At 56.6% G+C, this 13306-nt stretch carries 8 protein-coding genes; 7 read left to right on the plus strand and 1 reads right to left on the minus strand.

Annotated elements, in window-relative coordinates:
• Nucleotides 1-131 precede the first annotated feature (131 nt).
• The 7 genes from ACWI8T_RS00075 (at nucleotide 132) to ACWI8T_RS00105 (ending at nucleotide 11501) form a co-directional block, all read left to right on the plus strand.
• Entirely contained in the window at nucleotides 132-1580 is a 1449-nt protein-coding gene (locus ACWI8T_RS00075; RefSeq protein WP_449137484.1) for a hypothetical protein, read from the plus strand.
• 870 nt (nucleotides 1581-2450) lie between these two features.
• A complete protein-coding gene (gene accB, locus ACWI8T_RS00080; protein WP_449137485.1) occupies nucleotides 2451-4337 on the plus strand; it encodes an acetyl-CoA carboxylase biotin carboxyl carrier protein in 1887 nt (628 codons plus the stop codon).
• 3 nt (nucleotides 4338-4340) lie between these two features.
• Complete coding sequence (gene accC, locus ACWI8T_RS00085) at nucleotides 4341-5684, plus strand: acetyl-CoA carboxylase biotin carboxylase subunit (protein ID WP_294375873.1); 1344 nt, start codon at nucleotides 4341-4343, stop codon at nucleotides 5682-5684.
• 400 nt (nucleotides 5685-6084) lie between these two features.
• Nucleotides 6085-7116, plus strand: coding sequence for a 3-deoxy-7-phosphoheptulonate synthase (locus ACWI8T_RS00090; protein WP_123218628.1), 1032 nt, complete (start codon nucleotides 6085-6087; stop codon nucleotides 7114-7116).
• 70 nt (nucleotides 7117-7186) lie between these two features.
• Nucleotides 7187-7780 (plus strand): dephospho-CoA kinase, encoded by a 594-nt coding sequence (gene coaE, locus ACWI8T_RS00095; RefSeq protein WP_449137486.1) that lies wholly within the window; start codon nucleotides 7187-7189, stop codon nucleotides 7778-7780.
• A 130-nt stretch (nucleotides 7781-7910) separates the two neighbouring features.
• Nucleotides 7911-10070, plus strand: a complete 2160-nt coding sequence (gene uvrB, locus ACWI8T_RS00100) for an excinuclease ABC subunit UvrB (protein WP_329935023.1) — start codon at nucleotides 7911-7913, stop codon at nucleotides 10068-10070.
• Between the two features lie 207 nt (nucleotides 10071-10277).
• Nucleotides 10278-11501, plus strand: a complete 1224-nt coding sequence (locus ACWI8T_RS00105; protein ID WP_123218630.1) for an MFS transporter — start codon at nucleotides 10278-10280, stop codon at nucleotides 11499-11501.
• A gap of 277 nt (nucleotides 11502-11778) precedes the next feature.
• Here ACWI8T_RS00105 and ACWI8T_RS00110 read toward each other — a convergent pair whose 3' ends face one another.
• A complete protein-coding gene (locus tag ACWI8T_RS00110; protein WP_302853552.1) occupies nucleotides 11779-13110 on the minus strand; it encodes a coproporphyrinogen III oxidase family protein in 1332 nt (443 codons plus the stop codon).
• Nucleotides 13111-13306: the final 196 nt, after the last annotated feature.

The following is a 13306-nucleotide window of genomic DNA, read 5'->3' on the forward strand; positions in this document are numbered from 1 at the left end:
TAGATGCGCTGCTGCTTACGGGGCGACTTTGGGTCGAGTGGGTCGTGTCGGGGGCTTATTTTGGGCCAACGGGGAGTGATGGGGTGAGGCGTTTTGCGCGACCCTGTTTTCGAGGCGAGAAAGGAGTTCTCATGGCTGTCGAATCGGTGAACTACCAATGCCCCGCATGTGGTGGACCCCTGCATTTTTCTGAGTCGAAAGGCCTCATGGTCTGCGACTACTGTGAAAGTTCTTTTGAAGTTGCGCAAATTGAGGCGCACTATGCTGCCAAGCAGTCTAAGGCCGATGCGTCGGCGGTGGCCGCAGCCGAGCGTGCGGCTTCCGGCGAGATGAGCGCGTTTGAGGCCATGGGCGCAACCGACGGCGTAGCGGTGGCCTTGACCGAGGATGTGTTGAATGCCGCTGCCGCGACAAGCGGCCACGCAAGCGAGGGCGATGAGGTCATTGCGTCGTTTCTCTCGCGCGCCTCGTGGAACGAAGGCGAGCGCGACGGTTTGCGGTCGATGACATGCTCGTCGTGCGGCGCGGAGATTACGTGCGATGCAACGACTGCGGTTTCGGAATGCCCATATTGCGGCAACCCCGCGCTGGCCCCGGGCGCGTTCGTCGACATGGCACGCCCCGATGGTGTGGTGCCGTTCAAGCTCGACAAAGACGCTGCAGTTGCTGCGTTGAATGACTATTACAAGGGTAAAAGGTTCCTGCCAAAGAAATTTATCGCCGCGAACAAAGTCGAGCATATCCAGGGCGTATATGTGCCGTTCTGGCTTTACGATGGTTCGGTTGAAGGAAGCGGCACGTTTGAGTGCCGCAATGAGCGCACCTATCGCTCGGGTGATGAGGAAGTAACGCGTACGACGGTCTACGAGGCCTATCGTGCGGGTGATTTGGATTTCGAGCGAGTTCCCGTTGACGGTTCGGCGAAAATGCCCGACGGGCACATGGATGCGATCGAGCCGTACGATTTCGACGAGATGAAACCTTTCTCGGTCGCGTATTTGCCGGGCTATGTTGCCGAGCGCTATGACGAAGATTCGAAAGTGTGTTCCAACCGCGCCGAAGAACGTATGCGTCGTTCCTTCGAGCACGATTTGCGTGCAACGATTACGGGCTACGATTACGTCGATACGGGAATCGTGCGCTCCACGACGCAGATGACGGGTTGCATGCAGGCGCTTCTTCCGGTGTGGATGCTGCATACCACGTGGGAGGGCAATGACTACCTGTTCGCCATGAATGGACAAACAGGCCGATTCGTTGGCGATTTGCCCGTTGCAAAGTTCAAGGTTGCGGCGTGGTTCTTCGGTATTTTCGTTGCGCTTGCCGCCGTGCTGTTCGGCCTCGATATGGGCGTGTTCCAATTCGATGACACCCTGGCGAGCGTATTCGTGGATGGCGTGATTCCTGCAGTGGTTGCGGCGGTTGTGTGTATCGTTTTCTACAATCAAATGAAAACCGCCGAAGTGGCGAGCGATGCCCAGGCCTATCGATCGTTTGAGGGGTTGAATCTTACCGGCGAAAGCGAGCATTTCGTGCGTGAATACGAGACGCGCCGCCGCATCGAGAAGAACGACGATTAGCCAAACCCGGCAATTAGCGAAACTCAAGGTTTCAAGTCGAACATATGTCGCGGCGGCTTTCAGTCACCGCGACATATTGCCTGTTGGGCATTTTATTGGTTTGGCGTCGTAAAGGGCTTAGCGATTGGATTCGCTCGGGTTGCGGTTCGAGCTTCGCAAGCATGGCTGCGCCTAGTTTCAAGGTATTGCTCATCATCCAGCGTAAAAGAAAAGTGCAAATAGTGACAAAAGTTGTGAATTCGGGGGCTTCAAAGGGCCCTTTTTTTGGCGAAATAGGACGTTGTGAGTCCAACCGCCTTTCGTGGATTCCGTATCGACCATTCGTGACCTGGGGTTACTCGTTTGCACAGAAAAGCCTCCTCGGTTTTATGCCCCCGAATTCGCAACTTTTGTCACTTTTGGGCAAATTGTTTTACGCTGGCGGGCTTTAGCCCATGTTGCTTCGCACAGCCGTGAGGCGTTTCGTGTCCACAAGTTTCGGGCGCGCTTCTCGTTCGGGTCGGTCGGCCTGCCTTGGTTGCGTTCGCTCCGAACCGTCATTGAATTGCGGGGGATTGATAAGTGCTGCTGCTTGTTTGGGCAGATCTTTATGTTTCTTTCTTTTCTAAAGTGTAACGTGGCTGCTACCGTCTCGACAAAAGGCACTATCGCGCGATATAGTGCTTGAGCGCCTTAGTTCGACCGTATACCCGTTTGTCTAGAGAATTCGTTCGTCAGGCTCGGTATACTAGAGGCGTCATTCTGGGGGTTTCGGAATGTAAATATGTTTGTAAGCGGGCGTCGGGTCCGCGTGAGGCAGCGCGCATCCGACGGCCGCTTTCATGCTGCCGTGCATGTGCGCGGCCTTATAGGGAAAGTGAGAGGTGAAGCATGCCTGGTTTGCAATTGATGGATACCACCATTCGCGACGGCCAGCAGAGCTTGTGGGCTACCCGTATGTCGCTTGGCGACATGCTGCCCATCTTGCCGAAGATGGACAAAGTAGGGTATTGGGCCGTTGAGGCGTGGGGCGGTGCGACGTTCGACACGTGTCTGCGTTTTCTTGACGAGAACCCGTGGGAGCGTCTGCGTTCCATCAAGGCGCATATGCCCAACACCGATTTGGCCATGCTGTCGCGCGGCCAGAACCTGGTAGGTTACAAGCATTATTCCAAGGACATCGTGAACCGTTTCATCGCATGCGCGAAAAAAGACGGCATTCAGGTGTTCCGCGTGTTCGACGCTCTGAACGACATTCGCAACGTCGTCGACAACGCCGAGGCTATTAAGGCGTACGGCGGCTGGTTCGAGGGCGCTATCTCTTACACCGTATCGCCCGTGCATACGCTCGATGGCTTTTTGGAGTACGCCCAGAAACTGAAGGACTTGGGCGCCGACTCCATCGCCATCAAAGACATGGCGGGCTTGCTTACTCCGTATCGCACCGAGCGCCTGGTGAAGGCGTTCAACGCCGAAATTGGCCTGCCTGTGCACGTGCATACGCACTATGTTGGCGGCATGGCCCCCATGAATATCATCAAAGCGGCAGAAGCGGGCGCGGCCATTTGCGACACCGCGAGCGCGCCGCTTGCGTTCGGCAACTCCCACCCCGCGGTCGAGACGATCGTTGCTGCTCTGCAGGAAAGCCGTTACGACACGGGCTATGATTTGGAGCTGCTGTTCGAGATTGCCGAGTATTGGGAAGAAGTGCGCAAGCGCGGCCACTATAATCGCGGCGTCTCTTCGCTCACTCATATGAAGGTGTACTCCCACCAGATTCCTGGCGGCATGATGTCAAACCTCATGGGCCAGCTTGAGATTCAGAAGGCGACCGATCGCCTTGACGAAGTTATTCGCGAGATTCCGCGCGTGCGTGCCGAGGTCGGCTTCCCGCCGCTCGTGACGCCTATGAGCCAAATTGTTGGCACGCAGGCCGTGTTCAACGTGCTTACCGGCTCGCGCTGGAGCGTTGTTTCCAAGGAAATGAAAGATTACCTGTGCGGCTACTACGGCAAGGCGCCGGGCCCCATCGATCCTGCGATTTATCAGAAGGTTGTCGGCAATTCCGAAGTGCTGTCGCCCGATGTTTCGCCCGCGTCGCTGAACACCACGACGTTCGACGAGCTCGCCGAGGAAATCGGCGATTTGGCGAAGAGCGAAGAAGACGTGCTCATGTATGCCTTGTTCCCGAACGAGGCGCGCACGTTCCTCTCGAAGCACCGCGCAACCGAGAAAGTTGAATTCTTGCTGGAGAACGAATCCAGCCTTACCAAGGAGGACGATTACGTGGATATCAACCAGATTCGCGAACTGCTGAAAGTCGTTGAAGAGTCGGGCGTCGGCGAGATTTCCGTCGAGGAAGACGGCATGCGCATCAATGTCCGCATGCCTGGTTCCGTGCCCGCGGCCGCCGCTCCCGTTGCTGCGGCTCCCGCTGCCGCCGCTGCCCCGGTCGCCGCGCCCGCTGCGGCTCCTGCCGCCGCGCCCGCTGCTGCCGCGCATCCGGCCAATTGGGTATGCGTGAACGCCCCCATGGTCGGCACGTTCTATGCCGCCCCCCAGCCTGGTGCTCCGGCCTTTGTGAAGGTGGGCGACGAGGTTGCTGCGGGTGAGACGCTGTGCATCGTTGAAGCCATGAAGCTCATGAACGAGATTTCCGCTCCCGAGATGGGCACCATCCGCGAGATTTGCGTGGAAGATTCCGAGCCTGTCGAGTTCGGCACCCCGCTGTTCTGGATTGAGCCGCATGGCCAGGCCGTCACGGGCGAAGGGGCGTAAGGCATGTTCGATAAAATTCTTGTCGCCAACCGCGGCGAAGTGGCGTTGCGCATTATGCGCGCTGCTCGCGAGCTGGGAGTGAAAACGGTTGCGGTATATTCCACGGCCGACAAAGACACGCTGCCCGTTCGCTATGCCGACGAAGCCGTATGCATTGGTCCGGCTCCTGCTGGCAAGTCGTACTTGAATATGGCGAACATCATCGCCGCGGCAACTACCACGGGTTGCCAGGCTGTGCATCCGGGCTATGGCTTCTTGGCCGAGAATTCCGATTTCGCACGCGCATGCGCTGACAACGATTTGGTATTCATCGGCCCCGCCCCCGAGTGCATCGACCGAATGGGCGATAAGGCGGCTGCGCGTGAGACCATGATGATGTGCGGCGTGCCTACGGTTCCTGGTTCCGACGGTGTAGTCGAGAGCGTCGATGATGCGCGCGAGTTCGCTGAGCGAGTTGGCTACCCGGTGCTTATCAAGGCATCTGCTGGCGGCGGTGGCAAGGGCATGCGCGAAGTGCACGCGCCCGAAGAGCTCGCCGATGCGTTTATGGCGGCGAAGGCCGAAGCAAAGGCCGCGTTCGCAAACGATGACGTGTATATCGAGAAACTCGTATTGCGTCCTCGCCATGTTGAGATTCAGGTGCTTGCCGACGACTTCGGCCACCAAATCGCCCTGTGCGAGCGCGACTGCTCCATTCAGCGTCGCCACCAAAAGCTGCTCGAAGAGGCTCCGTCGCCCGCGCTTGACGAGACCTTGCGTCGCAATATGGCGGTGGCCGCCGTTAAAGCCGTTCGCGCAGTCGATTACCGCAATGCGGGCACCATCGAGTTCTTGCTCGACAACGACGGCAAGTTCTACTTCATGGAAATGAACACGCGCGTGCAGGTCGAGCATCCTGTGACCGAGCAAATCACGGGCGTCGACATTATCAAGGAGCAGCTGCGCATCGCGTCGGGCGAGCCTATGAGCTGCGCCGACGAGGCGCCGTTTGTGCCGAATGGCCACGCAATCGAATTCCGCATCAATGCGGAAGACCCGGAAAACGGCTTCCGTCCGTGTCCAGGCACTATTACGCGTTTCGATGTTCCGGGCGGTCCGGGCGTGCGCGTCGAAGCGTACGTTCAGGCGGGTTCGGTTATCTCGCCGTTCTACGATTCCATGGTGGCGAAGCTCATCGTATGGGGCCGCGATCGTGATGAAGCACTGGCCCGTGGTCGTCGTGCGCTTTCCGAGTTCAATATCGAAGGCATTGCGACCACGATTCCGTTCCATCAGGCGGTGCTGGAAAACGAAATCTTCCAGCGTGGCGAAGCCCATACCGACTTCATCGAGGTCACGGGGCTGTAATGAATCGCGCCGTTCTCTAGAGCGATTACCTGCGCAACGTCGGGAAGCCCCCATATGGGGGCTTCCGTTGTTTTGGGATGCATGGAACAAACGGGTCTATGGGGCTAAGTGGGCGATGGGCCAAACAAGCTTATGGGCCAAATAGAAGCATGGGGCAAACGACGCATGGAGCAAACCGGTCTATAGGCCGACCGGACGAACGTGCAATCGGATGTATGGGTCACGGCGCGTACCCTTGCGATATAACGCGGGAACGCATCTCTGGTATTTCGCTATGGGATTCAACTTCGATCCGGCGGAGCGCTCGATTTCCGCGGTTTTACGTTACCATGGGGAAACTCGTTTGCGCATTACTCATGGTCGCGTTTTGCGGCCTTTTTCATATGGAAAGGAATTCCTCATGGGAATGCACGTGAATTCGGCACTGCCCGATCCGGCGCAGATTAAAGAAGAACTGCCGCTCGCACCAGAACTGAAGGCTTTGAAGGCCAAGCGCGATGCTGAGATTCGCGACGTATTTACGGGCGTCTCGAACAAGTTTCTCGTGATTGTCGGCCCTTGCTCTGCCGATAACGAAGACGCTGTGTGCGAATACACGAGCCGCTTGGGCGAGCTTGCGCGCGAGGTTTCTGACAAGCTGCTGATTATTCCGCGCATTTACACCAATAAGCCGCGCACTACGGGAGAGGGCTACAAGGGCATGCTGCACCAGCCAAACCCCGAGGCCGCGCCCGATTTGTCTGCTGGCATTCAGGCGATTCGCCACATGCACATTCGCTCTATGGCCGAAAGCGGACTCACGGCGGCCGATGAGATGCTGTATCCGGAAAATCGCAGCTACCTCGATGATATTTTGAGTTACGAGGCTGTAGGCGCGCGTTCGGTTGAAAACCAGCAGCATCGCCTCACCGCAAGCGGCATGGATATTCCCGTCGGTATGAAAAACCCCACGTCGGGCGACCTCTCGGTGATGCTGAACTCCATTGTTGCGGCGCAGCATGGGCATAATTTCATCTATCGCACGCACGATGTGACCACTGATGGAAACCCTCTGGCGCATGCGATTCTGCGCGGCGGCGTTGACAAATACGGCACGACGCATCCGAATTATCATTACGAAGACTGCATTCGCTTGTGGAAGATGTACGGCGAGAAGGGGCTTGCTAATCCCGCCGTGGTGGTCGATGCGAACCATTCGAATTCGGGCAAGCAGCACAAAGAGCAAATTCGCATCGTGGGCGAGGTGCTGCACAATCGCAACTATAACGAAGATTTGCGCACGCTCATCAAGGGCGTGATGGTCGAAAGCTACCTGGTGGAGGGCCGCCAAGATATCACCGAGCACATGGAATACGGCAAATCGATCACCGATCCGTGCTTGGGATGGTACGATACGGTAAGCCTGATTTATCACATCGCTGAGAAGTGCTGATTTCGCCGTTCCGCCGAGCGGCGAATCGCAGACGTTTGCTTGACTTGGGATTTAATTATTGGAGGTGGCGATGAAAACCATCGCGCTTGTTGGCGGCATTGGGTCGGGGAAATCGACCATTGCCCATATGTTTGCCGAGTTGGGCGCGGGCATCATCAATCTGGATGATGTGGGCCATTTCGTGCTTACGACTCCTGGCGTAAAGTACGACATTGCGCGCACGTTCGGCGCGAATGTATTCGATGAGCGCGGCGAGGTGGTGCGCAGCCGCCTTGCCGCCGCCGCATTCGATATGCCCGAGCATACGGAATGGCTTAACGCCATCACGCATCCCGTCATTATGCAGGAGTGCCGTCGCCGCATCGGCGAGCTGGGCCAACTGCACGACATGGTGGTTGTGGAAGTTACTACGGGCGTCGAGGGCAAGCGCGATGTGCGCTGGGCCGACGCTCTGGTTGCCGTGGTGGCGCCCGCGTGCGTTCGCATGGAACGCGCTTGTGCGCGTGGCGACCAATCGACCGCCGATGTGAGCCGTCGTATCGCTTTGCAGAAAACCGACGCGCAGCTTGCGGCGATCGCCGATTTCACCATCGACAACGGCAGCGACCTTGAATCTGCTCAGGCAGAGGTCAAGCGCGTGTACGACGCCGTTATGGCGCAGTAAACTCGAATGATCACGGGGAAGGCGTCGATGCATGCGGCGCCTTTTTTATTTGCGGTGCGTTTACGAACAGCTGTTCGTTTTATGATAGCATAGATTGATGCAGGGTCGCATCGCGTGAAAGGGAGTTCGCATGAGCAGCCACTTGAGCAATATCGAAGGCGCCGCTATGGAGGGCAAATTGCCTGAAGTGCGTCTTGCGAATGCGCCGTTTCGCGTTGTGAGCCCCTACGATCCTTCAGGCGATCAGCCTCAGGCCATTCAAAAGCTCGCCGACGGAGTAGAGCGTGGCCTGCGCTACCAAAACCTTTTGGGCGTCACGGGTTCGGGCAAAACATTCACCATGGCGAAAGTCATCGAGGCAACTCAGAAGCCCACGCTCGTCATGGCGCCGAATAAAACGCTCGCGGCCCAGCTTGCGGCCGAGCTCAAGGAATTCTTTCCCGATAATGCAGTGGTCTATTTCGTTTCGTATTACGACTACTATCAGCCTGAAGCGTACGTGCCTTCGACCGACACCTTCATTGAGAAAGACGCATCGATCAATGAAGAGGTCGAGAAGCTGCGCCATGCTGCGACATCGAGCCTGCTATCTCGCCGCGATGTGATCGTGGTGGCGTCGGTCAGCTGCATTTACGGTATTGGCTCGCCGATGGACTATGCGGGCATGGCGGTGTTTCTTGATAAGGAAAAGCCCGCTGAGCGCGACGATGTGATTCACGAGCTTATTGATATCCAATATGATCGCAACGATTATGAACTCAAGCGTGGAACCTTCCGTGTGCGCGGCGACGCGCTTGATGTGTTTCCGCCGTACGCCGACAATCCGGTGCGCGTGGAATTCTGGGGCGATGAAATCGAGAGCATCCAGGAAATCGACAACGTGACAGGCGAGAAGCTCAACGAATTCGAGGCATTGCCCATTTGGCCTGCGTCGCATTACGTTACCGCGCGCCCGAAAATGGACCGAGCCATTCAAACCATTCAAGACGAGTTGCGCGATCGATTGGCGCAGTTCAAAGCCGAAGGCAAGCTGCTCGAGGCTCAGCGCTTGGAAATGCGCGTGAATTACGATTTGGAAATGCTCGAAACCATGGGTTTTTGCAGCGGCATCGAGAATTACTCGAGGCATCTTGATGGCCGTGCGCCGGGCGAGCCTGCGTATACGCTTCTCGACTATTTCCCGAAAGATTTCCTCTGCATCATCGATGAAAGCCACGTTACGGTGCCGCAAATTCGTGGCATGCACGAAGGCGACCGCAGTCGAAAAGTCACGCTCGCCGAGCATGGTTTCCGTTTGCCGAGCTGTCTCGACAACCGCCCTTTGCGCTTTGACGAATTCGAGCAACGCGTGCCCCAGTTCATTTACGTGTCGGCCACGCCGGGCGACTATGAGGAAAAGGTCAGCCAGCAGCAGGTCGAGCAAATTATTCGTCCTACGGGGTTGCTCGACCCCGATATCGATGTGCGGCCTATTGCGAGCCAAATCGACGACATTATCGACGAAGCCCGCGAGCGCGCTGGTGCCAACGAGCGCGTGCTCATTACCACGCTCACGAAGAAAATGGCGGAAGACCTCACCGATCATCTGCTCGATCAGGGGATTCGTGCTCGCTATATGCATTCCGACATCGCGACGCTCGAGCGCGTCGAGATTCTGCGCGATTTGCGCCGTGGCGAATTCGACGTGCTTGTGGGCATCAATCTGCTGCGCGAGGGCCTCGATTTGCCCGAAGTGTCGCTCGTGGCTATTCTTGACGCCGATAAAGAGGGCTTTCTGCGCAACTACCGCAGCCTTATTCAGACGATCGGCCGTGCTGCGCGAAACGATCATGGCCATGTGATTATGTATGCCGACAAAATCACCGATTCCATGGACAAAGCGATCTCTGAAACGCGTCGCCGCCGCGAGATTCAGATGGCCTATAACAAAGAGCACGGCATAACGCCGAAAACTATCAAGAAGGCTATCAACGATGTCATGGGCTTCATGAACGATGGCGACGGAAACCAGGTGGGCAGTGCCGAAGAGGTGAACCGACAGCTTGCCGAGCTTTCGCGCGGCGAAGTCATGCGTGTGATTTCAAGCATGGAAGACGATATGGCCGCCGCCGCCCAGGCGATGGATTTCGAGCGCGCCGCGCAACTTCGTGATGAGGTGGTGCGCTTGAAAGCTCAGATGCAAGGCGAATCGGAAAAAGACGTGCTCGCCGATTTGAAGAAGACGGCTCGCAAGGGGAGTGCGTTTGGCAATCGCAAGAATTCCGCCTACGGCAGCGCGCGCCGCAGCTAAGCTTCGTCGTTTTGAGGCTCAAGCGCCGCTCGCCGGAATGCTGCACGGCGCATAGAGGCGCGCGTCCCGCGTCATAGGTGGACGGGCGATTGTTTCCTGTGCGTTAATTCATCAAGCTGCATAAAAATGTGCAAATTTAGGCTTTATTTTTATGGCGCCCTCCCTTAATATACTGAAGGTTTATCAATAATCGGCAGAAAGGGAGCAATGAGCACTCATTCTAAAGGCAAGGCTTCTGAAATGAAGCACTATGCAGGCAAGGCCGTTTTCTCGGCTGCTGTGGGCCATGCGCTTGACGGCTTGGATCTTATGATTTTGAGCTTCGCGCTTTCCGGCATCATGGCGACGTTCGCCGTCGACAATACCACTGCAGGCATGCTTACCTCCATCACGTTGGCTGGCGCCTTCCTTGGTGGTTTGATTTTCGGAAAACTTGCTGACAAATATGGCCGAATTAAAGTCCTTACATATTCGGTCATTTTTTTTGGCGTGTTCACCCTGGGCTCGGCCTTCGCGCCTAACTTCGAGGTAATGGCCCTTTGCCGCTTCCTCGCTGGCTTGGGCATCGGCGCCGAGTTCGGCCTGGGCATGGCAATTGCCGCCGAGGTCTCGAGCCCCGAGAATCGCGCGAAAAGCACGAGCGCCGTTGGCTTGGGCTTCCAGGTTGGCGTGTTGTGCGCTTCGCTCTCTTCTGCGCCCATCATTGCGGCGTTTGGCTGGCGCGGCCTGTTCGTGGTCGGCTTTATTCCCGCCATTATCGCAATCATCATTCGTGCGTTCGTTCCCGAGCCGCCGATTTATGAGGAGCACAAGGCTTCTGGCAAGGCCCACGGCAAGCTGAGCGACCTGTTCGCCACGCCCGAGCGCGCTAAGTTCTCGATCATCATCATTATTCTGTGCACCGTTCAGAATGCTGGCTATTTCGGAATTATGACGTGGCTTCCCAAGTACCTGAACTCTGAGCTCGGCCTGAGCCTTACGTCTACGGGTCTGTGGACCGCCGTGACGGTTCTGGGCATGATGATCGGCATTTCTGCCTTCGGCTTTTTGGCCGACAAGGCTGGACGTCGTCCTGCGTTCTGGACGTTCCAGGTTGGCGCTGCTGCAATGATTATCATCTATAGCCAGCTCACCGATCCCACGGCGCTGCTCATCGGCGGCTTCTTTATGGGCATGTTCGCCAACGGCATGATTGGCGGCTACGGCACCCTGATCGCCGAGCTGTTCCCGACTGAGATGCGTGGTACCGCGCAAACCGCGCTGTACAACGCTGGCCGTTTCATCGGTGGCGCTTCCGCTCCGGTGGTTATTCCGATGATTGCTGCTGGCCATGGCTTCGGCTTCGCCATCGGCTGCGTTTCCTGCATCTATGTAGTCGCTTTCATCGCGATGTTCTTCATTCCCGAGAAGAAGGGCGCTACGCTCGAATAGCGACCGACATTTCGCTCTCATGCATTGTCCAGTGTACTGGTCGCGAGGTTTAATGCTACCGACCAATAGGTTTGACGCTCATCGGGCTTTGCACGGCGGTCTGTCTGCATGCGTGGCCAATACTGTTCATGAAAAAAGAGGTGCGGTTTAAACCGCACCTCTTTTTTTGGCCACGTTCGCTTGCATGAAGTGTCTTTGGTATTGCTCGTGCCGTGACGCAAAAAAAGCGGCCCTCAAGAGGGCCGCAGTATGCGTAATCGGGAGTGGGGAATCCGCTCTATGCGGTCACGGGCACGCCTTCGCCGAAAAGCAGCTCGTGTTCGAACCCAGTAAGAGCTGCGCGGGCCTGGTCTCGTAGGTTGTTCATGCCGCTGAGGAATTGGCGATACATCACGAGCGTAAGATAGCGCCCCATGGTTGAAGGCACGAGGCATTCCTCGTCGTCGACATCGAATGCTCCATTCGCGCGCATGAAGCCCATTTCAACGGGCAGCGCCGCGTCGACACTCTTGCCGAACATCTCTTTGAAGGCTCGCTTGTCGAAACGCAGCTGATAGAGCCCGAGCAAGAAACAATAGCGCATGTGGTCGTGCTCGCGCACGGGCATCTGACCCATGATCGACATATGGCCGCGCTCAATCGCCTCGTTGTACTCATGCAGGCTGAAAGTGTTCACGTAGAGTTTTCCGTTCAGGTATGAAATCGATCCCGAGCCAATGGCGGGGTATTCGTCGTAGCTTACCTGCAGCTCCTCTACGGGCAGCTCGTGGTCTTGCTCGCCCTTTTCATTCAAGCGGTTGAACGTCCATACGGTTTCGCGCTTGAACGCAGGGGTATCGCCGCCGCAAAGGCCTTCGTCGAGCATCTTGTAGAACTCGAACTCGCGATTGTAGTCCATGGTGCCGAGCGACTGCTCCATCTTGCGTGTTGTTGCGCTTGAAACATACAGCGGGCTGAACGTGGTCTGACGGCAGCCGCATTGCTTGATTTTCTCGATATCGTCAAGCAAAATCTCTTCGGTTTGAGAAGGGAAATTGAAAATCATGTCGACGTTGAGGGAGTCGAAACGCGATGCTGCGTTGCCGATACGTTCGAGAATCTCTTCGCCCGAACCATATTTCTTGCAGCGATCCATTTGCGTGAGCAGCTCGTTGTTGAAGCTTTGCACGCCCACCGAAAGGCGATTCACGCGGCCGCTCAGTGCCGAAAGCCAAGGGTCTACAAGGTGGTTTGGATTGGTTTCGCAAGCGACTTCTTTGATGTTGAAGTTCTCGCCTGCCATATCGATGGTACGGCAGAGCTCGTCGAGCAAAATAGTGGGCGTGCCGCCGCCGAAGTATAGGCTTTCGAAGTCGTAGCCCATATCTTTGAGCATCATCATTTCGCGACGAAGATTCTTGAAGTACGGTCGCGCGGTTGTCTCGCGGAAGGGGTAGCGGTTGAAGCTGCAGTAGGGGCACAGCACCTCGCAGAAAGGTACGTGCAGGTACAGCATGTATTTGCGTCCCGGTTCGGGGCCAGGCAGGAATTTCTCGGTCGTGGGGTCGATGATGAGATGGCTCTTCGTGATGTTTTTGACGATCCCCGTGAGCATGCGTTCGCTCAGCATGAAAGCGCTCCTTGCGTTTGATCGTGTTGCCGTAAGGCGGTTCGGTCTTGTTGGCGTATAGGCGTGCACGCATGCGCGAATCTATACGCGGCGAACACCACGTTGCCAAGCCTCCCCAGACTACCCCAAGGCAACGTACTGTTTTGCATTTGAGCATACTACCGTTTAGGTATGCAAAAGCAACCGTAAACCGAAT

This window comes from Slackia sp. (assembly GCF_977041755.1).